This is a genomic window from Izhakiella australiensis, assembly GCF_002006995.1.
In the GTDB taxonomy this organism is placed as follows: Bacteria; Pseudomonadota; Gammaproteobacteria; order Enterobacterales; family Enterobacteriaceae; genus Izhakiella; species Izhakiella australiensis.
In genome coordinates, this window is record NZ_MRUL01000008.1 from 18,914 (window position 1) to 43,903 (window position 24,990).

24 protein-coding genes are annotated in these 24,990 nt (G+C 54.5%); 10 read left to right on the forward strand and 14 right to left on the reverse strand.

What is annotated here, in order from left to right; genetic code table 11:
• The first annotated feature begins 149 nt into the window (after positions 1–149).
• The 3 genes from trmB to BTJ39_RS12605 are packed head-to-tail and all read left to right on the forward strand — an operon-like array spanning position 150 to position 1,969.
• On the forward strand, positions 150–869 hold the full coding sequence (trmB, locus tag BTJ39_RS12595; RefSeq protein ID WP_078003054.1) for a tRNA (guanosine(46)-N7)-methyltransferase TrmB: 720 nt from the start codon (positions 150–152) through the stop codon (positions 867–869).
• Positions 869–1,195, forward strand: coding sequence for a YggL family protein (locus BTJ39_RS12600; RefSeq protein ID WP_078003055.1), 327 nt, complete (start codon positions 869–871; stop codon positions 1,193–1,195). The genes trmB and BTJ39_RS12600 overlap by 1 nt, the downstream gene beginning before the upstream one ends.
• Before the next feature lie 57 nt (positions 1,196–1,252).
• A complete protein-coding gene (locus tag BTJ39_RS12605) occupies positions 1,253–1,969 on the forward strand; it encodes a YggN family protein (RefSeq protein ID WP_078003056.1) in 717 nt (238 codons plus the stop codon).
• Positions 1,970–2,068: 99 nt separating this feature from the next.
• On the opposite strand, the gene hemW is transcribed toward BTJ39_RS12605, so the two are convergent.
• The 4 genes from hemW to BTJ39_RS12625 are packed head-to-tail and all read right to left on the reverse strand — an operon-like array spanning position 2,069 to position 5,088.
• Positions 2,069–3,208: a radical SAM family heme chaperone HemW gene (gene hemW, locus BTJ39_RS12610; RefSeq protein WP_078003057.1), complete on the reverse strand. Its 1,140-nt coding sequence runs from the start codon at positions 3,206–3,208 to the stop codon at positions 2,069–2,071.
• A complete protein-coding gene (gene rdgB / locus BTJ39_RS12615) occupies positions 3,201–3,794 on the reverse strand; it encodes an RdgB/HAM1 family non-canonical purine NTP pyrophosphatase (RefSeq protein WP_078003058.1) in 594 nt (197 codons plus the stop codon). Before rdgB ends, hemW begins: the two co-directional genes overlap by 8 nt.
• 27 nt (positions 3,795–3,821) lie before the next feature.
• The gene (locus BTJ39_RS12620; protein WP_078003059.1) at positions 3,822–4,370 is read right to left on the reverse strand and encodes a YggT family protein; all 549 of its coding nucleotides are present in this window, start codon (positions 4,368–4,370) and stop codon (positions 3,822–3,824) included.
• 28 nt (positions 4,371–4,398) lie between these two features.
• Positions 4,399–5,088 (reverse strand): YggS family pyridoxal phosphate-dependent enzyme, encoded by a 690-nt coding sequence (locus BTJ39_RS12625; RefSeq protein WP_078003060.1) that lies wholly within the window; start codon positions 5,086–5,088, stop codon positions 4,399–4,401.
• A gap of 14 nt (positions 5,089–5,102) precedes the next feature.
• Here BTJ39_RS12625 and BTJ39_RS12630 point away from each other — a divergent pair, with 14 nt between their 5' ends.
• Positions 5,103–6,146: a type IV pilus twitching motility protein PilT gene (locus BTJ39_RS12630; protein ID WP_078003061.1), complete on the forward strand. Its 1,044-nt coding sequence runs from the start codon at positions 5,103–5,105 to the stop codon at positions 6,144–6,146.
• Here BTJ39_RS12630 and ruvX read toward each other — a convergent pair.
• The 9 genes from ruvX to metK all read right to left on the reverse strand — a co-directional run bounded on the left by ruvX (position 6,098) and on the right by metK (position 14,946).
• The gene (gene ruvX / locus BTJ39_RS12635) at positions 6,098–6,511 is read right to left on the reverse strand and encodes a Holliday junction resolvase RuvX (RefSeq protein WP_078003062.1); all 414 of its coding nucleotides are present in this window, start codon (positions 6,509–6,511) and stop codon (positions 6,098–6,100) included. The two genes, BTJ39_RS12630 and ruvX, sit on opposite strands and share 49 nt — an antisense overlap.
• A 6-nt stretch (positions 6,512–6,517) precedes the next feature.
• Entirely contained in the window at positions 6,518–7,081 is a 564-nt protein-coding gene (locus BTJ39_RS12640) for a YqgE/AlgH family protein (protein WP_078003063.1), read from the reverse strand.
• A gap of 81 nt (positions 7,082–7,162) precedes the next feature.
• Positions 7,163–8,110, reverse strand: a complete 948-nt coding sequence (gshB, locus tag BTJ39_RS12645) for a glutathione synthase (RefSeq protein ID WP_078003064.1) — start codon at positions 8,108–8,110, stop codon at positions 7,163–7,165.
• A gap of 54 nt (positions 8,111–8,164) precedes the next feature.
• Entirely contained in the window at positions 8,165–8,896 is a 732-nt protein-coding gene (gene rsmE / locus BTJ39_RS12650) for a 16S rRNA (uracil(1498)-N(3))-methyltransferase (protein ID WP_078003065.1), read from the reverse strand.
• 77 nt (positions 8,897–8,973) lie between these two features.
• Positions 8,974–9,681: a deoxyribonuclease I gene (endA, locus tag BTJ39_RS12655; RefSeq protein WP_078003066.1), complete on the reverse strand. Its 708-nt coding sequence runs from the start codon at positions 9,679–9,681 to the stop codon at positions 8,974–8,976.
• 95 nt (positions 9,682–9,776) lie between these two features.
• The gene (locus BTJ39_RS12660; RefSeq protein ID WP_078003067.1) at positions 9,777–10,289 is read right to left on the reverse strand and encodes a SprT family zinc-dependent metalloprotease; all 513 of its coding nucleotides are present in this window, start codon (positions 10,287–10,289) and stop codon (positions 9,777–9,779) included.
• A gap of 72 nt (positions 10,290–10,361) precedes the next feature.
• Positions 10,362–11,756 (reverse strand): sugar porter family MFS transporter, encoded by a 1,395-nt coding sequence (locus BTJ39_RS12665; protein WP_078003068.1) that lies wholly within the window; start codon positions 11,754–11,756, stop codon positions 10,362–10,364.
• Between the two features lie 1,489 nt (positions 11,757–13,245).
• Positions 13,246–13,545, reverse strand: coding sequence for a hypothetical protein (locus tag BTJ39_RS12680; protein ID WP_078003071.1), 300 nt, complete (start codon positions 13,543–13,545; stop codon positions 13,246–13,248).
• Positions 13,546–13,794: 249 nt separating this feature from the next.
• A complete protein-coding gene (gene metK / locus BTJ39_RS12685; protein WP_078003072.1) occupies positions 13,795–14,946 on the reverse strand; it encodes a methionine adenosyltransferase in 1,152 nt (383 codons plus the stop codon).
• 655 nt (positions 14,947–15,601) lie between these two features.
• Here metK and speA point away from each other — a divergent pair.
• Positions 15,602–17,578, forward strand: a complete 1,977-nt coding sequence (gene speA, locus BTJ39_RS12690) for a biosynthetic arginine decarboxylase (protein WP_078003073.1) — start codon at positions 15,602–15,604, stop codon at positions 17,576–17,578.
• A gap of 72 nt (positions 17,579–17,650) precedes the next feature.
• Positions 17,651–18,055 (forward strand): YidB family protein, encoded by a 405-nt coding sequence (locus BTJ39_RS12695; RefSeq protein WP_078003074.1) that lies wholly within the window; start codon positions 17,651–17,653, stop codon positions 18,053–18,055.
• Between the two features lie 91 nt (positions 18,056–18,146).
• Here BTJ39_RS12695 and loiP read toward each other — a convergent pair whose 3' ends face one another.
• Positions 18,147–18,899 (reverse strand): metalloprotease LoiP, encoded by a 753-nt coding sequence (gene loiP / locus BTJ39_RS12700; RefSeq protein ID WP_078003075.1) that lies wholly within the window; start codon positions 18,897–18,899, stop codon positions 18,147–18,149.
• A 283-nt stretch (positions 18,900–19,182) separates the two neighbouring features.
• Between loiP and tkt the strand changes: the two genes are divergently transcribed.
• The 4 genes from tkt to fbaA all read left to right on the forward strand — a co-directional run bounded on the left by tkt (position 19,183) and on the right by fbaA (position 24,918).
• Complete coding sequence (gene tkt / locus BTJ39_RS12705) at positions 19,183–21,174, forward strand: transketolase (protein ID WP_078003076.1); 1,992 nt, start codon at positions 19,183–19,185, stop codon at positions 21,172–21,174.
• A gap of 315 nt (positions 21,175–21,489) precedes the next feature.
• Positions 21,490–22,509, forward strand: a complete 1,020-nt coding sequence (gene epd / locus BTJ39_RS12710) for an erythrose-4-phosphate dehydrogenase (protein WP_078003077.1) — start codon at positions 21,490–21,492, stop codon at positions 22,507–22,509.
• Between the two features lie 51 nt (positions 22,510–22,560).
• The gene (gene pgk / locus BTJ39_RS12715; RefSeq protein WP_078003078.1) at positions 22,561–23,721 is read left to right on the forward strand and encodes a phosphoglycerate kinase; all 1,161 of its coding nucleotides are present in this window, start codon (positions 22,561–22,563) and stop codon (positions 23,719–23,721) included.
• A 117-nt stretch (positions 23,722–23,838) separates the two neighbouring features.
• Complete coding sequence (fbaA, locus tag BTJ39_RS12720) at positions 23,839–24,918, forward strand: class II fructose-bisphosphate aldolase (protein WP_078003079.1); 1,080 nt, start codon at positions 23,839–23,841, stop codon at positions 24,916–24,918.
• The last annotated feature ends 72 nt before the right edge of the window (positions 24,919–24,990 follow it).

A 24,990-nucleotide genomic window follows, 5' to 3' on the forward strand; every position in this document is an offset into this window, starting at 1 on the left:
CGCGATTTTGCCATCGGAGCTAAGATGATTTCCGTCGGGCCTTAACGAGTTTGGAAGTAAGGCCGCAGGGTTTGCCGGGGAGTCTTTATGTTTTTGCCTGCGAAAGGCATAATGCCCGTTTTTCGTAACCGCTCACCACAGGCTCAACCATGATTGATAATGTCATTTCGCCGGAATTTGACGAAAACGGTCGCCCGCTGCGTAAAGTGCGCAGTTTTGTTCGTCGTCAGGGGCGTCTGACTAAAGGACAGCAGCACGCGCTGGATACCTACTGGCCAACGGTCGGCATTGAGTTTACGCCGCAGCCTGTTGACCTGGCCGCAGCGTTTGGCAATGAAGGACCGGTCGTGCTGGAAATCGGTTTTGGCATGGGAGCATCGCTGGTCGCGATGGCTGGCAGTAATCCGCATCAAAATTTTCTCGGGATCGAAGTGCATTCGCCCGGCGTTGGCGCCTGCCTTGCTTCCGCCCATGAAGCCGGTGTGACCAATCTGCGCGTGATGTGCCACGATGCCGTAGAGGTGCTGGAAAAGATGATCCCCGATAACAGCCTGCGTATGGTTCAGCTGTTTTTTCCCGATCCCTGGCATAAAGCGCGACACAATAAGCGTCGTATTGTGCAGGTACCCTTTGCCGAACTGGTGTTGAGCAAGCTCAAACCAGGAGGCGTATTTCATATGGCGACAGACTGGCAAGCCTACGCTGAACATATGCTGGCGATAATGAATACCGTCGGCGGCTATCGTAATCAATCTGCCACGCAGACATATGTGCCACGGCCGGATTCGCGCCCGCTGACGAAGTTTGAACAGCGCGGTCAGCGTCTCGGTCATGGCGTTTGGGATTTGATGTTTGAGAGGATTAAATAATGGCTACAAAACGCAGTCGTCGTCTCCGTAAAAAAATGCACATTGATGAGTTTCAGGAACTGGGATTCTCCGTGGCCTGGACTTTCCCTGAAAGCACCAGCGAAGAAGATATCGATGCAATCGTTGATGCCCTGATCGTTGAAGTGATTGATCCAAACGGGCTGGCCTTTGACGGCAGCGGCTATCGCCAGTGGGAAGGGTTAATTTGTCTGCAGCAGATTGGCAAATGTACCGATGAACACCGTCAGCGGGTTAGCGATTGGCTTAAATCGCATAAGCTGGAGTCCGTGCAGGTCAGCGAACTTTTTGACGTGTGGTGGGACTAACTAACCAGCAATCCCTTGCTATCGAAAGGGACTATCTTCAGCGTACAAGGAGCAATTATGTGGGGTAAAGCGGCAATGTTTGGCGCGCTGGCGCTGATCGCCGGCCAGGCGCAGGCGGATTATCAGTGCAGCGTAAATCCGCAGGATGACGTGGTGATTTCACCGCAGAGCGTGCAGGTTGTCGGCGCCCACGGCAATTTGTTGATTTCCCCACAGGGCGACGTACAAAGCAATGGTCAGCCGCAGAAGATCGACGCGGCAACGCGTCAGAAAGCGATCGACTATCAGGCGGCGCTGCGGCGCGATCTGCCATGGATAGATAACGGCGCGTCGTCCCGACTGGAGAAGGGACGTCAGGCGCTGGATAAAGTCATCGTTGACAAGCTGGGCGCCGACAGTAACGTGCGCTCGCGTCTGACCTCGCTGGATCAGCAGCTTAAGCAGCAGATGAACCGCATCATTGAGCATCGCAGCGACGGGCTGACGTTCCACCATCAGGCAATCGAGCAGGTGCGCCAGGACGGCGAACGCTTGGTACAGAGCGCCATGGGCGGCGTGTTGCAGGACAGCCTGAATGAAATGGGTACCCGACAGACCGGTAGCAATAATAACCCGCTGCAGGCGGTGCTGGGCAATCTTGGCGGCCTGCAGCAGGCGATTCAGGCGGAGTGGAGCAATCAGGAACAGGACTTCCAGAACTTTGGTCATGAGGTTTGTAATCGCGTGACGTCGCTGGAAAGTCAGCGTAAAGGGCTGGTTGCTGCGCTTAAATAGCGCGTATCACCTCTGAATGGTTAGCCCCTGTTACCTGGCGTAAGAGGGGCTGCTTACTGGTAACGTTGTTAACGTCTGCGCCTGACTCTTACGGGTGAATCAGGCTTCTTCAAGAAACAGTTCCAGCAGCGAATTAAGAAACAGTTTGCCCTGCTGCGTAACCTGCCAGTGGCTGGCGTTTTCGCTGAGATATCCAAGGCGTATAGCCTCATCAATCTGTGGACGCACCTGCGCTTCGTCCAGACCGGTAAAGCGGGTAAATTCGCTGCGCGGAGCTGCCTCCAGCAGTCGGAAACGGTTCATAAAATACTCAAACGGTTTGTCTTCCGCAGTGACCTCATAGGTCCGGTCACGGTATTTCCCCTGCATAAAACCGCGTGGATGGCGTGTCTTTATGGTGCGCACAATGCTGCCATCCGGCTGCGTGAGCTTGCCATGAGCGCCGCAGCCAATGCCAAGGTAATCACCGAAGCGCCAGTAGTTGAGGTTGTGCTGACAGCGGAACCCCGGCTTAGCATATGCCGAGGTCTCATACTGAACATAGCCGGCGTCAGTCAGTAAGCGATGGCCCTGTTCAAAAATATCCCAGAGGGCATCATCGTCCGGCAGCGGCGGCGGGCGCGAGCCAAACAGCGTATTTGGTTCGATGGTCAGTTGATACCAGGAAAGATGGGGCGGATTCAGCGTGATGGCCTGGCGCAGATCGTCCAGCGCCTCTTCCAGGGACTGGTCTGGCAGACCGTGCATCAAATCGAGGTTAAAGCTGCGCAGTCCGAGGCTGGCGGCCAACGCGGCGGCGCGGCGGGCCTCTTCCGGGCCATGAATACGCCCCAGCCGCTGTAGTTTCGTCGGGCTAAAGCTCTGCACCCCGATGGAAATGCGGTTAACGCCGGCACGCTGATAGGCGCTGAAGCGGTCGGCCTCAACGGTGCCGGGGTTGGCCTCCATGGTGATTTCGGCATTGGCTGCCAGCGCGACGCGCTGACGTACGCCGTCGAGCAGCGACTGCATCGCCGTGGCGCTCAGCAGGCTTGGCGTTCCACCGCCGATAAAAATAGTGCTTACCTCACGTCCGTGGGTCAGGTCGAGATCCTGCTCCAGGTCCCGCAGTAAATGCGCAACGTATTCGTCGTGCGGTACTTCTCCTTTCAGCGCATGCGAGTTGAAATCGCAGTAGGGACATTTTTGTACGCACCAGGGGATATGGATATACAGGCTCAGCGGCGGCAAATCAGCCATTGCGCATCGCTTCCAGTAACAGCGTTAGCGCCTTGCCGCGATGAGAAATCGCCTGCTTTTCCGCTTTGCTCATCCCGGCAGCGGTTTTGCCTGCCGTCGGCACATAGAAGATGGGGTCGTAGCCAAAACCACCGGTGCCGGCGGCCGTGCGGGTTATTTCTCCCTGCCAGCAGCCGTGGAACACCAGCGGCGTGGGGTCTTCCGCATGGCGCAGATAAACCAGCACGCAGTGAAACTGCGCCTGGCGCTGATCGTCAGGCACTTCCCGCATTGCATCAAGCAGCTTCAGCAGATTTTGTTCATCGCTGGCATCGCTACCGGCGTAGCGCGCCGAGTAGATGCCGGGCGCCCCGCCGAGAGCGTCCACCGCCAGGCCTGAGTCATCGGCGATAGCGGGCAGCCCGGTAACGGCCGCCGCGTGGCGCGCTTTGATCAGCGCATTCTCAATAAAGGTCAGACCGGTTTCTTCCGCTGAGTCGACGTTGAGCTCGGTTTGCGCGACCACCTGCAGGCCAAAATCGACCAGCAGGCTGGCCAGCTCACGCACCTTACCGGGGTTGCCGGTAGCAAGAACGACTTTTTGCATAGCGTATCCAGGCGTTAAGTAAAATAATCAGATCTGGAACCAGATCAGCGGAAACAGGTTCATGCCGAGGTAGTTCAGCATATACAGGATCAAAATAACGATCATCCCGGAGAAATCAATGCCGCCCATTGCCGGCAGGATGCGGCGAATTGGCTCCATTAACGGTTCGGTCAGCTGCATCAGCACATAATCTACCGGGCTACGGCCCTGGCTGACCCAGCTCATCAGCGAGCGAACGATCACTATCCAGAATACCAGCGTGCCTGCGGTTTTTAGCAACGACAATGCGCCCGCCAGCAGGAATATTTTGTCAAAAAACAGCACGTGTTCCTGTAGCGACAGCAGCAGCGGAAACTTCAGGATGCAGATAACCAATGCCAGCAGCAGAGACGCCGTATCAATTGGGCCAAGAGGAGGCAGAATGCGGCGCAGCGGTTTGACCAGCGGCTGAGTCAGCCTGACCACCGATTGTGAGAAAGGATTGTAGAAATCGCAGCGCGCCCACTGCATCCAGACGCGCAGCAGCAACACCATGACATACAGACCAATGATGGTGTCTAACAATTTCAGCAGCATGAGGTTCCTCAGTAATTGTTGTGTTGGCTCAGGCGAAGTTTCGCGCGCCAAAGATTGCGGTGCCAATGCGCACCATGGTACTGCCAGCGGCGATAGCGGCTTCCATATCATCGCTCATTCCGAGAGAAAGCGTATCTACGGATGGGTTGTCAGCTTTTAACCTTGCGAATGCTTCAGCCATCTGCTGGCAAACTGCCAGCTGACGCTGATAATCGCTCTCCGGCGCCGGAATTGCCATCAGTCCACGCAGGCGTAGCCGCGGCATCCGGGCCACTTCCTGCGCCAGCCCGGCGACATCTTTTAGCATGATGCCGGATTTGCTGTTTTCGTCACTGATATTTACCTGAATAAGCACATTTAGCGCATCCAGCTGTTCAGGGCGCTGCTCGTTGAGTCGGGTCGCCAGCTTCAGCCGGTCCAGAGTATGAAACCAGGCAAAATTTTCTGCCACCAGACGGCTCTTGTTGGATTGCAGCGGACCGATAAAGTGCCAGATCAGGGCGGGGTTTTTCAAGCAGGTAATTTTATCCACCGCTTCCTGTACGTAATTTTCGCCAAAGCAAAGCTGGCCAGCCAGGGCGGCTTCTTCGACCGCGCTCGCAGGTTTGGTCTTGCTGACTGCAAGCAGAGTAATTTCGGCCGGATCGCGGCCGCAGCGCTGCGCAGCAAGGGTGATTCGTTGCCGCACCTGGTCCAGATTGTGTGAAATTGCTGTCATAGTCAGGAGAATATATGGAAATTGAAGAAATCGTGGCGCTTAGTGTAAAGCAAAATGCCTCCGATCTGCACCTTTGTAGCATGCAGCGTCCGCGCTGGCGCTGCGAGGGAGAACTGACTGAAGCTAAAGCTCTACCGGTGATGAGCGCCCGGCGGCTGGAGACCTTTGCCGCAAGCTGGCTGAACGACCAGCAACGGCAGCAGCTTGAGCAGCAGGGCCAGGTGGATCTGGCCATCGCGCTTGCCGGCGGTATTCGCCTGCGGGCCAATTTTTTTCGCCAGCGCGTGGGACTTTCTCTGGCACTGCGACGAATTGCCAGTGAAACGCCAACGCTGCAACAGCTTTATGCGCCGGAGTCGCTGGCGGCGCTGACTGCGCGCCCTCACGGATTGATTCTGGTTACCGGCGCGACCGGCAGCGGTAAATCGACGACGTTGGCGGCGATGATTGAACAGCTCAATCAACAGCAGCACAAGCATATTCTGACGCTGGAAGACCCGATAGAGTTTATCCACTACAGTGAGCATTCGCTGATACAGCAGCGGGAGATCGGTACGCACTGCGACTCCTTTGCGGCGGGCCTGCGCGCGGCCCTGCGTGAAGATCCGGACGTTATCCTGCTGGGAGAGCTGCGCGATGAGGAAACCATTCGCCTGGCGCTGACCGCTGCGGAAACCGGCCATCTGGTACTGGCAACGTTGCATACGCGCAGCGCAGCTGGTGCGATTGAGCGCTTAACTGACGCCTTTTCGGCGACAGAAAAAGCCCAGGTAAGCGCTCAGCTGGCAGCAAGCCTGCAGGCGGCGATCGCGCAGCGTCTGCTACCGGCAGCAAACGGTGGGCGCATCGCGCTGTATGAAGTGCTGATTAACACGCCGGCGATCGCCAGCCTGATCCGCGAGGGGAAAAATCATCAGATAACCGGGCAGCTGCAAACCGGTGCTCAGTGGGGGATGCAGACGTTTGAACAATGCCTGGCCCGGCGCTGTAAGGCGGGGCTGGTGGCGGGTCATGAATGCGCAGCGAACCAGTCTTCGAGAATAATCACCGCCGACTGAGAGTCAACGCTGCCTTTGCTAAGTGCGCGATAGCCGCCGCGGGCAAATAAGCCGGCTCTTGCTTCAACGGTACTCAGACGTTCATCCTGTAACTCAATCCGGATGCCAAAGCGGCCATGTAACCGGTTAGCGAATTTTCGCGCTCTGGCGGTAAGCGGCTGTTCGGTGCCGTCCATATTCAGCGGCAGTCCGATGACCAGCGCATCCGGTCGCCACTCCTGCAACAGTGCCTCAATTTTGTTCCAGTCGGGGATGCCGTCCTGCGCTTTGAGCGCGGTAAGGGCGCGCGCGGTGCCGGTCAGCGCCTGTCCAACGGCGACGCCGATACTTTTGGTGCCAAAGTCAAATGCCAGCAGGGTACTCATCGGCTGTCAGGCGTGGCCCGCCTCGCTGGTAATATTATGAATATCGACGCCGATACTGCGCGCCGCTTCGCGCCAGCGCTCAGCGATCGGCGTCTGGAAAAGAATCTGGCTGTTAGCCGGCGTGGTGAGCCAGGCATTTTCCAGCAGTTCGCCCTCCAGCTGATCTTTTTCCCAGGCGCAATAACCCAGCGCTACCAGTACCTGCTTCGGATGCTCCGGGGTTCCCAGGGTTTCCAGCACGTCACGGGAGGTGGTTATCATCGTGTTATCGGAAACGCGAATGCTGGAGGCAAAGGTGCGCTGCGGCGAATGAAGAATAAAACCACGATCTTCGGCCAGCGGCCCACCGGCAAATACCGGCTTGTCGAGGCTGATTGCTTCATCACGCGGATCGGGGGTTATCTTCAGCTTTTTCAAAATGCCTTCAATAGTCAGGTTATCCATCGGCTTGTTAACGATTAAGCCCATCGCGCCCTCGTCATTATGCTCGCAGATATAAACTACCGAGCGTTTAAACATCGGGTCCTGCAGCGCAGGCATTGCGATTAAAAAGTGGTGCTGTAAATTCATTCTCAAAATCATGTCTTCACAAGTTGGCGCGCCATCATGCCTCAGTCAGACCATTGATGGCGCAGCAGCCGGTTGCGGTTTTCAACCGGCCAGATGACTTTCAATTGCATCCATCAACATACCGGTGATGGAGACAGGAAATGCGGCTTCAATTTCTCTGATACAGGTTGGGCTGGTTACGTTTATTTCCGTTAGCTTATCGCCAATAATATCCAGCCCGACGAAAATTAGCCCTTTAGCTTTCAGCGCTGGTCCGACGCTGCGCGCAATTTTCCAGTCGCTGTCGGTCAGGGGTCTGGCTTCACCACGTCCGCCTGCCGCCAGGTTGCCGCGCGTTTCACCGCTTTTGGGAATGCGCGCCAGGCAGTATGGCACCGGCTCGCCGTTAACCACCAGTATCCGCTTATCGCCCTCTTTGATAGCCGGCAGATAGTTTTGCGCCATGCAGTAAAAATGACCGTGGTTGGTTAGCCCCTCAATGATAACAGACAGATTGGGGTCGTCCTGCTTAACGCGAAAAATAGATGAACCGCCCATGCCGTCCAGCGGTTTTAGAATGATGTCGCCATGCTGCTGCCAGAATTGGCGAATACGGTCGGCGTCGCGGGTAACCAGCGTATCGGGCGTCAGATCGGCGAACCATGCGGTGAACAGCTTTTCGTTACAATCGCGCAGGCTCTGCGGCTTGTTAACGATCAGGGTTCCTTGCTCTTCGGCGCGCTCAAGGATATAGGTGGCGTAGATGAACTCGGTATCAAAGGGCGGATCTTTGCGCATCAGAACCACGTTCAGGTCGGCTAAAGGAATATCCTGCTGTTCGCCGAATTCAAACCATTTGTCATAGTTTTGCTCCACCTGCAACAGGCGGGTCCGGCAGCGGGCAACGCCAGCGCGTAGATAGAGATCGTTCATCTCCATGTAGTGAATTTCATAACCGCGGCGCTGTGCTTCCAGTAGCATCGCAAAGCTGGAGTCTTTTTTAATATTAATGGAGGTGATGGGATCCATCACGATGCCAAGCTTAATCATTGTGGTTCTCCTTTTGCCGCAGCTCGCGTCGAGTGCAACGAACAATATGGTTTATCAGCCTAAATCCCCAAAACGCACCTGTAAGGCGGTAATCGCGGTTAATGCAGTTGTTTCAGTACGCAGCACCCGTGGCCCTAATAAAATATCTGTAAAATCGTAATGTGCTGTCAGGTTAATTTCTTCTTCGCTCAGACCGCCTTCCGGGCCGATTAGCAGGCGCAGTCTGGTTACCGGCAGTGGCAGGGTGTTGATGCGCTGTTTTGCCCGCGGATGTAAATTAAGCTTAAGGCCCGTATCCGGCTCGGCACACCAATCTTCCAGCGCCATCACGTCGCGTATTTCAGGTAGGCGGTTGCGTCCACTCTGCTCGCAGGCGGCGATGGCGATTTTACGCCATTGCTGGACTTTTTTTGCCTGGCGCTCTGCATCCAGCTTTACGCCGCAGCGTTCGGACAGCAGCGGCGTGATGACATTAACGCCCAGCTCAACGGCTTTCTGAATGGTAAACTCCATTTTTTCGCCGCGTGACATCACCTGACCGAGGTGTAAATGTAGCGGTGATTCCCGATCGTCTTCCTGCATGCTTTGCAGCTGTACTTTGACATGCTTTTTATCTGCATGGGTAATCAGCGCGGTAAAAGTCAGATTACTGCCATCAAACAGTGTAAGCATGTCGCCGGGCTGCATACGTAGTACGCGGGCTACGTGACTGGCGGCCTCGTCGCTTAAGGTAACTCCGGTCTCCGCCGTCAGAGGCTCGGGGTGATAAATGCGTGGTATTCGCATGGTCATCCTGAAGTATTTAACCACGCACTGCGCGGTTGTCTGTTAGCTGTGCTGCATAGTGTAGGGGAGGGGTTTTACTACTGGCAAGCCTGTTGCACCCACGGATTACTGTTGCCCTGAATCAGGGTGATGCGCCGGTTTCGTTCACACTCCCAGACCGTCACCGGATACAGCCGATTCCAGACTTGAAACAGCCTGGTTTGTTGGGAGGATAATGACAGATGATAGCGGTCGCGCATGTAGAAATATGTGCGGGCAATGGCGCCGCGCGCGCGGGCTGGCGGCTGCGCGCGTTTACCTTTGAAGTCGATTTTCATTTCGCAGCGGCCATACTGTTCTTCGCCGCCGTTCCACTGGCTGTACATAAAATTATTGCGGTCGCCATTAATCTCACCAACCGCCGGCTGCAAATTATGCAAATCGGACTCTATCCGGCGAAAGTCCGGGGCTTTAGCACAGGCTTTACGGCCGCCTCGCTGCCAGCATTGCAGCAGGTGACCGAACTGCCAGGCGGGCATCACATGTTCCCATTCAATGCGTGCGGCGCGCTGCGAGCTTTTACGCGGCTGGTAGCCACAGGAAGCCAGGTCTGGAATGCCCTTTTTCCCTTTCCACTGAATACGGCATCCGCAGTAAAAGCTGCCGGGCGCGTCGGCGTTAATTTTGATGGCGAAGGTTTTTGCCTGGGAAAAGTTATTTTGGCTGAAGTGGCTGGTGCGAGCAGCGGCGGGTAATGCAGACAGCAGCAGAATCAGCGCGCTGAATCCTTTATTTATTAACGTCATTTCCTTTTTATTACCAATTAATTCCGGAAATGGCGCAGGGTAGCAGATTAACTGCCTGGGCAATAATCCATTATCGATTTGGAGTGGATGTTTTTTTAGTCGGCGCTGAACTGGCCTGGCTGGAGCGGGTCGCCGCAGTTCATGCAATGGTAGCGGGTTTCTCCGCGCACCACGCGGTTGTGGCGGCGTATCGTTAACTGATGCTGCTGGCAACGGCAGAAATAGGGAAAGGTACGGCTGCGCACCGAGGCGACTTCAAACTGGTGGGTTCGACGGGCGGAAACGTTCAGTACGTTTTCCATCATCCATTTCCACTCGGCACCATGCGGAGCGACGCGGCCAAAGTGTTTCCAGACCAGCAGATGGGCCAGCTCGTGAGGCACGACTTCTTCAATAAATGCCTGCTGGTTTTCCATTAATAATACCGGATTGAGTTTGATTTCCCACTTTTCCAGCCACGCCGTGCCGGCTGCCGTTCCACGCTGGCTATAGCTCAGATTGGGTAGCGGATAGTTGCGTGCCAGCTGCTGATTTGCGCGCAGCAAATTATCGCGCAGCGCGCGCATTATCGCCTGTTGTACTGCAATCGGGAGTCGCGGAGATTTCATGGCGGCAAGGATACGCCGGGAGGAAAGGAAGTACAATCGGCAGAGGCCGCGAGGGCGGCCTCTGCACGGAGACTACTGCTGACCGATGTCGCGCAGCTTTTTACCGCTCATCAGGTTACGTTCAATATGCTCAAGCGTAATGTTTTTGGTTTCCGGGATCAGAGCGATAGTGATCAGGATAAACAGTACGTTCAGGCCGCCGTAAACCCAGAAGGTTTGCGCATTGCCCAGCGAATTAAGCATGGTCAGGAAGGTTGCGCCGACGATCATATTCGCGATCCAGTTGGTCGCCGTGGAAACGGTAATACCGAAGTCGCGGCCTTTCAGCGGCTGGATCTCAGAACAAAGTACCCAGATCAGCGGACCGGCGCTCATGGCGAAGCCAACGATAAACATCAGCAGCATGGCGATGGCAAAGTACTGGGCGCCCGGAGAATGAATACCCACGTGTAGCATAGTACCGAGAATGCCCATGCCTGCAGCCATTACCAGGAAGCCAAGGATCAGGGTAGGTTTACGACCCCAGCGGTCAACCAGACCGATAGCGATAAAGGTTGCCAGTACGTTTACCAGACCGACGATCACCGTGCCCCACATCTGTTCAGTGGTATTGGTGAAGCCTGCGATTTCGAAGATTTTCGGCGCGTAGTACATGATGACGTTCATACCGGTGAACTGCTGCATTACCTGCAGCAGTACGCCGAGGAATACCGCACGACGGAAGTTCCCGTTGCTCTGGAATAGCTGCCAGCCCGATTGTTTGATTTTCAAACTTTCGCGGATTTCATCCAGCTCGCGCTTTGCCTGCTCGCTGGTATCGCGCAGGCGATCCAGTACGCGCTGTGCGTCGCGGAAATTGCCTTTTGCTGCTAACCAGCGCGGGCTGTTTGGCAGGAAGACGACGCCAATCAGTAACAGTATCGCCGGAATGATGATGATGCCGAGCATCCAGCGCCAGGCGCCGGCAGCGCTGAAGGCGGTATCCGACAGGTAGGCAGCCAGTATTCCGATGGTGATCATCAGCTGGTAGAGGGAAATCATGCTGCCGCGAATTTTTTCCGGCGCGATTTCCGACAGGTACAGCGGCGCGGTATAGGAAGCAACGCCAACGGCCAGGCCGAGAACCACGCGTGCGGCAATCAGCATTTCCGGGTTCGGCGCCATGGCCGACCACAGGGAGCCAATAACAAATAAAATGGCGCCAGCCATCAGGCTTTTTTTACGGCCGAGCTGTGAAGACATCCAGCCGCTGCCGACTGCGCCTACCGCCGCACCGAACATCATAGAGCTAACAATCCACTCCTGCTGGTGGGCATCGACGGTGAAGTCTTTTGCAATGAAAGGGAGCGCTCCGGCGATTACCCCAATATCTAAACCAAATAACAGACCGGCTAATGCTGCGAGGAAGCAAACAAAAAAGGTCATCGCTTTATTCGATGTTTTGCTTGTCTTTTTATAGTCAGGCATAACGCCTCCATGTAAGTAAACGGCATCTTGTTTTTATCAATGTTAGGAAAAACCGACGGTGAAGAAAGTGCGACGGATCACAGTAATGTAATCGGTTACATTGCAAAAACTACTGGATAGTAGCATTTTTCTCCATTTTCGGAATTATTAACCAGTGCGAGATAACGAGCTGCGTGATTTTGCCACTATGTCGGTCAGTGGCTATCAGATGACGCTGAAAATAACGCAATATTACATTTTTAATGATTTTGAAACTTTATTAATTAGTTTATAAATCAATAAATTGCTAATTGTAATCGCTATCATTATTAGTGGCTAGCTGAATAAAGTGTAGATGCTGCCGGAAAACTTGACAGTTGTTGGTAAAGAAATATTTGAGGCTGAAGAAGGCAATTTGTGAATGGATACATGCTGCCGGGCAGACGCTTCTTCATGGCTGCAAGTCCGGCACTGCGGTTACAGAAGGCTTGGCTGCTTTTTGCACCGGCGCAAGCACATCCATGTGGCCTGACTACGCAAACGGCAGACCTTCATCGCTGTAAGCCCGGCACCCAGGTCATAGAAGGCCCGGCTGCTTTCCGCACCGGCACAAGCAGCACATACGTGTGGTGAGACTACGCAAACGGCAGACCTTCATTGCTGCAAGCCCGGTACCCAGGTCACAGAAGGCCCGGCTGCTTTCCGCACCGGCACGAGCACGTCCGTGTGGCCTGACGCGTGGCCATCCCTGGCCACGAGTCTGCTGAAATCAGCCGGGCCTTCTCCTCCCCCGTAAGCTTCTTCATCGCTTTGACTAAAAAATAAAGCCTGGTCTGCGCCGGACTGAATGCCGGCAACCTGGTTTTGGCTTTTTAATAAAAAACGGATGCCGTTTCCCACAAACCAGCGCCAACAGGCTTTTCTGCGCCGAGCGAATGAAGCCCGCCAGGGTGAGCCGCAGGGAGGCGGCGAAAGTGAGCGCTGCGTCGGGAACGCATCGCGAACGGCCCGTACGGCGGGCTACATGCGTGAGGGAAGGGCGAAGCCACGCAGAAACTGCCGGAAGTCCGGGGTCAAGGGGCCATGACGTTTGATGGCCCCTTGCCGGTCGCCCGCAGCGGCGGGCAGTGATGCCACTGACCGTTCAGGCGAACGGAATATTCCACCAGAGGTGAAATAACACATGCATACGCAGCCCACCGCAGATGAACATCAGCAAATCTGCCTCAACGCCGTTATCGATTAAAATCGGATGACGTTTTCCGCAAACCTGCGTAGCCTGGCTTTTCTGCGCCGAGTGAATGAAGCCCGCCAGGGTGAGCCGCACGGATGCGGAGAAAGTAAGCGCTGCGTCGGGAACGCATCGCGAACGGCCCGTCAGGCTGGCTGAAGCAACGAGGGAATGGCGCAGCCACGCAGAAACGGCCAGAAAGTCCGGGGTCAAGGGGCCGTGACGTTTGACGGCCCTTGCCGGTCGCCCGCAGCGTCGGGCAGTGATGCCACTGACCGTTCAGGCGAACGGAATATTCCACCAGAGGTGAAATAACACATGCATACGCAGCCCACCGCAGATGAACATCAGCAAATCTGCCTCAACGCCGTTATCGATTAAAATCGGATGACGTTTTCCGCAAACCTGCGTAGCCTGGCTTTTCTGCGCCGAGTGAATGAAGCCCGCCAGGGTGAGCCGCAGGGAGGCGGCGAAAGTAAGCGCTGCGTCGGGAACGCATCGCGAACGGCCCGTCAGGCTGGCTGAAGCAACGAGGGAATGGCGCAGCCACGCAGAAACGGCCAGAAAGTCCGGGGTCAAGGGGCTGTGACGTTTGACGGCCCTTGCCGGTCGCCCGCAGCGTCGGGCAGCGATGCCACTGGCCGTTCAGGCGAACGGAATATTCCACGGAGGGTGAACGAAACACGCCACCGCAGGTGAAAAAATCAGCCGCCTGCTAGGCGAACGAAACAATCCACCGCAGGTGAAATAAATCAGGAAAGCAGGAAGGAAATCCCCGTTCGGGATCAAAGGGCCGTCATGAACGGCCCTTTACCACAAAGATAAAGCTTAGCGACCGGCTGCCTCGCGCAGCTGTTCAGCCTTGTCGGTTTTCTCCCAGGGGAATTCTTCGCGACCAAAATGGCCATAGGCTGCGGTAGCACGATAAATCGGATGCAGCAGATCCAGCATCTGAATCAGGCCATACGGACGCAGATCGAAGAACTCACGCACCAGCAGGGTCAGCTGATCGTTCTGAAGTTTACCGGTACCGAAAGTTTCAACCATGATAGAGGTTGGCTCTGCGACGCCAATTGCATAAGAAACCTGAATTTCGCAGCGCTCTGCCAGACCGGCGGCAACAATGTTTTTTGCCACGTAGCGCGCAGCATAGGCCGCAGAACGGTCAACTTTAGATGGGTCCTTACCGGAGAATGCACCGCCGCCGTGGCGCGCCATGCCGCCGTAGGTATCCACGATGATTTTACGACCGGTCAGGCCGCAGTCACCCATTGGGCCGCCGATAACGAAACGACCAGTCGGGTTGATATGATATTTGGTTGCGGCGTTAATCCATTCAGAGGGCAGAACCGGCTTGATGATCTCTTCCATCACCGCTTCCTGCAACGCTTTCTGGCTGATCTCTTCAGCATGCTGAGTTGAAAGCACTACGGCGTCGATACCAACGATTTTGCCGTCGTCATACTGGAAGGTAATCTGGCTTTTGGCGTCAGGACGCAGCCAGGGCAGAGTGCCGTTTTTGCGTACTTCGGCCTGGCGCTGTACCAGCCGGTGCGCGTAAGTAATCGGCGCTGGCATCAGCACGTCGGTCTCATTGGTGGCGTAACCAAACATCAGACCCTGATCGCCGGCACCCTGCTCCAGCGGATCGGCGCGATCGACACCCTGGTTGATATCCGGTGACTGCTTACCGATGGCGTTCAGCACCGCGCAGGAGTTGGCATCGAAGCCCATATCAGAATGAACATAGCCGATTTCACGCACGGTATTACGGGCGATCTCTTCAATGTCGACCCATGCCGAAGTGGTAATCTCACCACCAACCAGCACCATGCCGGTTTTTACGTAAGTTTCGCAGGCCACGCGTGCTTTAGGATCCTGCTCCAGGATAGCGTCCAGCACGGCATCAGAAATCTGATCGGCGATTTTATCGGGATGTCCTTCTGAAACGGACTCTGAGGTGAAAAGATGTTTAGCCATTAATTCTTTACCTTACTTAAACGGGTGAGAAAAAGACTGCACAGCAAATGGCAAGGCGCCAAAGCCCCCTAAGGCAAAGCCAGCAGCAGTACCAGTTCAAAACGCGTAGAAGTTAATCTGTATGGACGGATTAACTTCTGGATGGCTATTTTAAATGACCCTGTCAGTCCATTGCCAGCGTTTTTTATTGCGCAAACGTAACCCGATACGTCGAAAGGATAATTTTTTTCCGCTGATGCTGAGGGCATATTTTGCTTTTGCAATTTAGCACTGCTCGCGGTATAAAACGCCGCTGTCGAGCGGTGTACGTCCAACGTCCGCAGGCTTATGCTGGCATATCCGGCCAGTTTTCACCCGTTTATAAACCGCATACCGCTCTGTATGTGGAGGTGATAAATCTAATGAAGCAGGCGTTTTCTCTTTTGGTCCATGACAGCGGCCGCTCCGCATTGCTCTTCCTTTGTTGTTCCCTGATTGTCCCTCATGCAATTTCCGCGCTGCGGTCATGGGGCGGACACGCGTGCAGGCTAAGCTTGGCCTGGCTTTTAGCTCCGATATTCCTGAAGTAGCGTAACTTCGGAGTATTCCTGACTGGTTTTCACGACCGCTTCACGGAGTCTGATTAGGTGTTTTACAATAATATAAGAGGTTCGTGATGTCTGACGACATGAAGAATATTAAGCGTTCGTCAGCAGGCGAACAGGGTGAACTCCGCTCAATGCAGGAGGTAGCGATGAACGATAAGGACGCCAGCAGAATGCTCAGGACGTATAACATAGCCTGGTGGGGTAACAATTATTATGACGTTAACGAACTGGGGCATATCAGCGTCTGCCCCGATCCGGATGTTCCGGAAGCGCGCGTTGACCTGGCGAAACTGGTAAAAGAGCGCGAGGCCGATGGGCAGCGCCTGCCTGCGCTGTTCTGCTTTCCGCAAATTTTGCAGCACCGCTTGCGCTCAATTAACGCCGCTTTTAAGCGCGCCCGTGAGTCCTATGGCTATCGCGGCGATTATTTTCTGGTGTACCCGATTAAGGTTAACCAGCACAAGCGCGTGATTGAGTCATTGATTAACTCCGGCGAGCCGCTGGGGCTGGAAGCTGGCTCCAAGGCGGAGTTAATGGCGGTGCTGGCGCATGCTGGCATGACCCGCTCGGTGATAGTTTGTAATGGCTATAAAGACCGTGAATATATCCGTCTGGCACTGATCGGCGAAAAGATGGGCCATAAAGTCTATCTGGTGCTGGAAAAAATGACGGAGGTGAAGCTGGTGCTGGAAGAGGCCGAGCGGCTGAACGTGGTGCCTCGTCTTGGCATTCGCGCGCGCCTTGCTTCACAAGGCTCCGGCAAGTGGCAGTCCAGCGGCGGTGAAAAATCCAAATTTGGTCTGTCCGCCACCCAGGTGCTGCAACTGGTCGATATCATGCGCCAGGCCGGGCGGCTGGAGAGCCTGCAGCTGCTGCATTTTCACTTGGGATCGCAGATGGCCAACATCCGCGATATTGCCACTGGCGTTCGCGAATCCGCACGCTTTTACGTCGAATTGGCGAAGCTGGGCGTGAATATTCAGTGCTTTGACGTGGGTGGCGGCCTTGGCGTTGACTATGAGGGAACCCGCTCGCAGTCTGATTGTTCGGTCAATTACGGCCTGAATGAATATGCCAATAACGTGATTTGGGCTATCGGCGATGCCTGCGAAGAGCATGGTCTCCCACACCCAACGGTCATTACTGAATCTGGCCGCGCCGTTACCGCGCACCATACCGTGCTGGTTTCCAATATTATCGGCGTTGAGCGCAATGAGTTCAGCACTCCGCACGCTCCGGCTAAGGACGCGCCGCGTCCGATGCTCAGCATGTGGGATACCTGGCAGGAGATGCACGAACCCAATAATCGCCGTTCGCTGCGTGAATGGCTGCATGACAGCCAGATGGACCTGTTTGATATCCATACCGGTTATGCGCAGGGCCACTACGATTTGGTTCAGCGCGCCTGGGCAGAGCAGCTTTATCTCAGCATTTGTCACTATATTGAGCACCACCTCGACCCTAGCAATCGTGCCCATCGCCCGATTATTGATGAACTACAGGAGCGTATGGCGGACAAAATGTACGTCAATTTCTCCCTGTTTCAGTCGATGCCGGATGCCTGGGGTATCGACCAGCTATTCCCGGTGATGCCGCTGGAAGGCCTGAATAAGCCGCCGGAGCGCCGTGCGGTGCTGCTGGATATTACCTGTGATTCTGACGGGGCAATCGATCATTACGTTGATGGCGATGGTATTGCCACCACCATGCCGATGCCGGAGTACGATCCGCAAAACCCGCCGATGGTTGGTTTTTTTATGGTTGGGGCATACCAGGAAATCCTCGGCAATATGCATAATCTGTTCGGCGATACCGAGGCTGTGGATGTATTCGCCTTCGCGGATGGCAGCCTCGAAGTGCAGATCTCCGACGAAGGCGACACCGTAGCCGATATGCTGGAATACGTTCAGCTGAAGCCGGATGAATTGCTGACCCACTTCCGTAATCAGGTTAAACAGACCGATCTTGATGAGGAGCTGCGCGCTCAATTCCTCGAAGAGTTTGAGGCCGGTCTTTATGGCTATACTTATCTGGAAGACGAATAACTGTCTGCAAGCAGGGCCGTACGCAGCGGCCCTCGTGTACCACGTTGAGACGATCAACGACAGGAGATGCCGATGGGATTATTGGATCAGGTAATTAAAAATATCGCGGGTGGCCAGGCGAAAAGTGACGTTCACAGCCAGGAATCGCAGGTTCTGAATGCCGTTCTGCAATGGGTTGAGGAGCAGGGCGGCTTTCAGGCGGTGCTGGAAAAGCTTCATCAGGGCGGCTTGGGCGCTATTCTCGGTAGCTGGCTGGGGCAGGGTGAGAACACGTCGGTCGAAGCTAGTCAGCTTCAGTCGGCGTTTGATCACAGTGAACTGCAGTCACTGGCGGATAAGCTTGGCACCAATACTGAAGGGGCGCTGAGCCATCTACAGCAGGTGCTGCCTGAATTGGTTGATAAAGCCAGTCCGCAAGGGACGCTGAATACCGAGCACCTTGGCGCGCTGGTCGATAATATTTTTGGCCGTAAATAATCACAAGCTCTGCTAACTGGACTGCACCCTAAAAGTTGGACTCCCAACTGAGTAAGGTGCAGTTTTTTTATGGCAAAAGTTTTTTTGCCGCTTACTTTTTATCGGCGGCAATGCGGTCTTTAATATGCTCAGCGCGCGTAGCAGAGGGGGGGTGATCGTCAAACATGCTGCTCTGGCGCCCCTGTTCCAGCTTTGCCAGTTTTTCAAAGCTGGTAACCAGTCCCTGTGGATCGATGCCGCGCTTTTTCAGCAGATCGTAAGAATAATCATCCGCCTGAGATTCCTGAGTCTGGGAAAACTGCGCGTTGACCAGCTTTTCGCCCATCTCACCCAGCTGTGATTGCGATAAAGAGGCGATTATGCCGCCAGATGCCGCCGCCGCGGTACGCGCAGCGGTGGTACCAAAAGCGACCTGCATTGCTTTACGGGTATGGCCCAGCGCAACGTGGCCCATTTCATGACCCAGTACGCCTTCCACTTCGTTGTCGTCCATCATATCCATTAAACCGCTGTAAACGCGGATGCAACCATTAGCCATAGCCCAGGCGTTAACGTCTTTGGTTAGATAAACTTTGTAGTTAGCGGGCGTACCGTTAATGTTGTCCCCCAGCGCGGCGGCAATTTTGCTCAATCGCTGGCTGTATGGACTTTCAGGTGGTGCAATCTGCGCCTCTTTATCCATTTGCTCGCAGGATTTATTGCTGAGTTCTTTGACCTGAGCATCGCTGAGCGCCATAGCCTGGTAAGCCTGAGCGCCTGATTGCATCAGGGCATTATTATCAACATTCTGACATCCAGCCAGAAGCGAAGCGGTGAGCGCGACGGTAAGCAGCGATTTTTTCATGATATTTTCCCCATCAGGTAACAAGTATAACGACTGCAATATGGCGTAGAGACAAAGGGCAACTACGCGAAATAAAGAGGCAGTATAATCATTTATTAGCTTCCGGCCTGTTGGGGGCAGTCTGAATGCGCATTCTTCGCCGCAGATTTACCGCTTCGCTCCATGTACATCCAGCCCTTGTTTCATGTACATTGTTGAACGACCTTCTGTAGCTTTGCCTGATAATTACCTGATATCAATAAGTTAAGGACGGCGAAGCGATAAATCTGACCGGGAGTTAAAAATGTCATCTCGTAGAGAGCTTGCCAATGCTATTCGCGCATTAAGTATGGACGCTGTTCAGAAAGCCAAATCTGGCCATCCAGGCGCCCCGATGGGTATGGCGGATATCGCTGAAGTATTATGGCGCGATTTTCTGAACCATAACCCTGCCAATCCGCTGTGGGCTAACCGCGACCGCTTTGTGCTGTCCAACGGCCACGGTTCGATGCTGATTTATAGCCTGCTGCATCTCACCGGCTACGGCCTGCCGATTAAAGAACTGGAAAATTTCCGTCAGCTTCATTCCAAAACGCCGGGCCATCCTGAATACGGCTACACGCCGGGCGTTGAGACCACTACCGGTCCGCTGGGGCAGGGCGTTGCTAACGCCGTTGGTATGGCGATTGCTGAACGCACGCTGGCGGCGCAGTTTAACCGCCCGCAGCATGACGTCGTCGATCACCATACTTACGTGTTTATGGGCGATGGCTGCATGATGGAAGGCATCTCTCATGAGGTGTGCTCGCTGGCTGGCACGCTGAAGCTTGGTAAGCTGATCGCTTTCTATGATGACAACGGTATTTCGATTGACGGGCACACCGAAGGTTGGTTTACCGACGATACCGCGAAACGTTTTGAATCTTATCACTGGCATGTGATCCGTGGCGTAGACGGCCATGATGCCGCTGCCATCAAAAAAGCGGTTGAAGAGGCGAAGTCAGTTACCGATAAGCCAACGCTTATCATGTGTAAAACCGTCATTGGCTTCGGTTCGCCGAACAAAGCCGGCACCCATGATTCTCACGGCGCGCCGCTGGGCGATGATGAAATCGCGCTGACGCGTAAGCAGCTGGGCTGGAACTACGCACCTTTCGAGATCCCGTCAGACATTTATGCCCAGTGGGATGCCAAAGAGGCTGGTCAGGCAAAAGAGTCTGACTGGGACACCCGCTTTGCGGCCTATGCTGCGGCTTACCCGGAGCTGGCTGCTGAGTTTAAACGTCGCACCACCAACCAGCTGCCTGATAGCTGGCAGGCCGAGTCGCAGAAGTTTATTGAGCAGCTTCAGGCCAATCCGGCGAAAATCGCCAGTCGTAAAGCTTCGCAGAATACCATTGAGGCCTTTGGTAAAATTCTGCCGGAATACTTAGGCGGCTCGGCCGACCTGGCGCCGAGCAACCTGACCATGTGGTCTGGCTCAAAACCGATTAATGAAGATGCAGCCGGTAATTACATTCATTACGGCGTGCGCGAATTCGGTATGACGGCCATCGCCAACGGTATTGCCCTGCACGGCGGCTTCCTTCCCTATACCGCGACCTTCCTGATGTTTGTCGAATATGCGCGTAACGCGGCGCGCATGGCGGCGCTGATGAAAATTCGCCAGGTGATGGTTTACACCCACGATTCAATCGGCCTCGGCGAAGACGGTCCGACGCACCAGCCGGTTGAGCAGCTTGCCAGCCTGCGCGTTACGCCGAACATCAGTACCTGGCGTCCGTGCGATCAGGTTGAATCAGCGGTGGCGTGGAAATATGCAATTGAACGTCATGACGGCCCGACGGCGCTGATCTTCTCACGCCAGAATCTGGCGCAGCAGGCGCGTACTCCGGCGCAGCTGGCTGACGTGGCGCGCGGTGGTTATGTGCTGAAAGATTGTGACGGTCAGCCGCAGCTGATCCTGATTGCTACCGGTTCTGAAGTCGAGCTGGCCGTTGCCGCAGCGGAAAAACTTAGCGGCGAAGGTGTTAAAGTGCGCGTGGTTTCCATGCCGTCTACTGATGCCTTTGACAAGCAGGATGCTGCTTACCGTGAATCCGTACTGCCGAAAGCGGTCAGCGCTCGCGTGGCGATTGAAGCCGGCATTGCCGACTACTGGTACAAATATACCGGCCTGAATGGCGCCGTGGTGGGTATGACCACTTTCGGTGAATCCGCGCCGGCGGAGAAGCTGTTTGAGCTGTTCGGCTTCACCGTGGATAACGTTGTCGCGCAGGCAAAAGCTATTTTATAATTTGCCGTGGCTTGACTTGACGCCCGGACTGGCCTGAGGCCAGTCCGTTGATTTCAGGAGGAGGCCAACAGGCCTCCTTCTTTTTTAGCCAGATCTTCTTTTGTGATGAAGATCTAATTATCGCAGCGTTTTTGACCGCAATCATTCCAGTTATTCCTTAATTCCTTTATTATTGCTGAATCGGTTCAGTATCTGCTGTGCCTGATGAGCTTGAAACGTTACCTGAGTGATTACAGGTAAAAATTACTGTACAAATAGCGACAGCGGCCTCAGTCTTAGGCAGCAAAATGACTGGATAGCGTTGGCAGGAGTGGTATGACAGTTCGGATTGCCATTAATGGGTTTGGCCGTATTGGGCGCAACGTTCTGCGGGCGCTATATGAGACCGGCCGTCGCGCCGAAATAAGCGTGGTCGCGATTAACGAGCTGGCCGATTCTGCCGGAATGGCGCATCTGTTGAAGTACGATACCAGCCACGGTCGTTTTGCCCTGGACGTGCGTCAGGAACGAGACACTCTGCAGGTTGGCGACGATACGATTCGTATCCTGCATCAGCGGGAAATTGCGCAACTGCCCTGGAAAGAGCTCTCCATTGAGATTGTTCTCGACTGTACCGGGGTATTTGGCTGCCGGGCCGACGGCGAGGCCCATTTGCAGGCCGGCGCTAAAAAAGTGCTGTTCTCCCACCCTGGGGCTAACGACCTTGATGCCACCGTCGTTTATGGCGTTAATCACCAGCACCTGCAGCCAGAGCACCGCATCGTTTCTAATGCGTCTTGTACCACCAACTGTATTATTCCGATCATCAAGTTACTGGATGATGCTTTCAGCATTGAGTCCGGCACTGTGACGACCATCCATTCGGCGATGCACGATCAGCAGGTGATCGACGCTTATCACAGCGACCTGCGGCGCACGCGCGCGGCAAGCCAGTCAATTATTCCGGTTGATACGCGTCTTGCTGCCGGTATTGCGCGCATTTTTCCTAAATTTAGCGACTGCTTTGAGGCGATTGCGGTACGCGTGCCGACCATAAACGTGACGGCTATTGACCTGAGCGTGAGTGTGAAAAAAGAGGTGCAGGCCTGCGAGGTCAATCAATTACTGCACGGCGCAGCGCAGGGAGCATTTAGTGGTATAGTTGACTATACGGAATTACCGTTAGTCTCAATTGATTTTAACCATGACCCCCATAGCGCCATTGTGGACGGTACGCAAACGCGGGTCAGCGGACGGCACCTGATTAAGACGTTAGTCTGGTGCGACAACGAATGGGGCTTTGCTAACCGGATGCTTGATACGACGTTAGCAATGGCAACCAGTGGTTTCAGGTAAGGTGCGGTTTGCGCCTGCGAAAATTGAAGAGAATCAACGAGAGGGTTCACTATGTCTGTTATTAAGATGATCGATCTGGATTTGGCAGGTAAACGTGTACTAATCCGCGCCGATCTTAACGTGCCGGTTAAAGATGGAAAAGTAACGTCTGATGCACGTATTCGCGCCTCGCTGCCGACGATTGAAGCAGCGCTTAAGCAAGGCGCAAAAGTGATGGTTACTTCTCACCTGGGTCGTCCGACCGAAGGTGAATACAATGAAGAGTTCTCTTTGCTGCCGGTTGTTAATCACCTGAAAAGTAAACTCTCAGCGCCGGTTCGCCTGGCGAAAGATTATCTCAATGGCGTAGATGTTGCTGAAGGCGAGCTGGTCGTGCTGGAAAACGTTCGCTTTAACAAAGGCGAGAAGAAAGACGATGAAGCGCTTTCTAAACAGTACGCCGCGCTGTGTGATGTTTTCGTGATGGATGCTTTTGGTACCGCCCATCGCGCCCAGGCTTCAACGCACGGCGTTGGAAAATTTGCGCCGGTTGCCTGTGCAGGTCCGCTGCTGGCCGCTGAGCTGGAAGCGCTGGGTAAAGCGCTGTCTAACCCGGCGCGTCCGATGGTCGCGGTAGTAGGGGGTTCTAAAGTCTCCACTAAGTTTGACGTGCTGAACTCGCTGGTAAAAATTGCTGATACGGTGATTGTTGGCGGCGGTATTGCCAATACCTTCGTTGCCATTGATAACAACGTTGGTAAATCGCTGTACGAGCCTGATTTTGTTGAAGCGGCGAAAAAACTGCGCGATGAGTTCCATATTCCGGTACCGACCGACTCTCGCGTTGGCACGGAATTCTCTGAAACTGCGCCGTCAACGGTGAAAAAAGTCAGCGACGTTGCAGATAACGAAGAGATCATGGATTTCGGTGATGAAACCGCGCAGGCCATGGCTAAGTTGCTGAAAGAAGCCAAAACTATTCTGTGGAATGGTCCGGTTGGCGTATTTGAATTTCCTAATTTCCGCAAAGGCACCGAGATTGTCGCCAGGGCAATTGCAGACAGCGATGCATTCTCAATTGCCGGTGGCGGTGATACCCTGGCTGCCATCGATATCTTTGGCATTGAAGATAAAATCTCTTATATCTCAACCGGCGGCGGCGCATTCCTTGAATTCGTCGAAGGCAAAAAGCTGCCAGCAGTTGCAATGCTGGAAGCGCGCGCTAAGCAGTAATCAGATTTGAGGGCGGGTTACGACCCGTCCTTACCAGGAAACATAAAGACCCGGTAACTTTCAGCTGGTGCTGAAAGAGGAAGGGGATTCACGGCCGACGAAACAGGACACATGAACATGTCTAAAATTTTTGATTTCGTAAAACCAGGCGTTGTCACCGGTGATGACGTACAGAAAATTTTTCAGGTAGCAAAAGAGAATAAATTTGCTTTGCCAGCAGTTAACTGCGTCGGCACGGATTCGATTAATGCCGTGCTGGAAGCGGCGGCGAAAGTTAAAGCGCCCGTGATTGTGCAGTTCTCTAACGGCGGCGCGGCGTTTATCGCGGGTAAAGGCTATAAGTCTGATAAACCGCAGGCGGCGGCCATTATCGGCGCTATCTCCGGTGCGAAGCATGTTCACCTGATGGCCGAGCAGTATGGCGTGCCGGTAATCCTGCACACCGACCACTGTGCGAAGAAATTGCTGCCGTGGATCGACGGCCTGCTGGACGCCGGCGAAGAGCACTTCAAAGCCACCGGTAAGCCGCTGTTCTCTTCCCACATGATCGATCTGTCTGAAGAGTCTCTGGAAGAAAACATCGAGCTGTGCGGAAAATACCTGCAGCGCATGTCGAAACTCAATATGACGCTGGAAATCGAGCTCGGCGTTACCGGCGGTGAAGAAGACGGCGTGGATAACTCTCACGTTGACAGCTCCGCGCTGTACTCTCAGCCGGAAGACGTCGACTACGCTTACACTAAGCTGAATGCCATCAGCCCGCGCTTTACCATTGCCGCGTCTTTTGGCAACGTTCACGGCGTGTACAAGCCGGGTAACGTTAAGCTGACGCCAACTATTCTGCGTGACTCACAGGAATATGTTTGCAAAAAGCATAACCTGGCGCACAACGCACTGAACTTCGTCTTCCACGGCGGTTCAGGCTCTTCAGCTGCTGAGATCAAAGAATCAATCAGCTACGGCGTGATTAAAATGAACATCGATACCGATACCCAGTGGGCAACCTGGGACGGCATCCTGCAATACTACAAGCAGAAAGAAGGCTATCTGCAGGCCCAGCTGGGTAACCCGGAAGGACCGGACAGCCCGAACAAAAAATACTACGATCCGCGCGTCTGGCTGCGTCATGCTCAGGCCTCAATGGTGACGCGTCTGGAGCAGGCGTTTAAAGAGCTAAATGCGGTCGACGTACTGTAATCAGTCGCGGCTTCATTTCTAGCGCCCAGCCCGCCATCGAGCGGGCTTTTTTGTGCGCTGAAGGCATCGGCG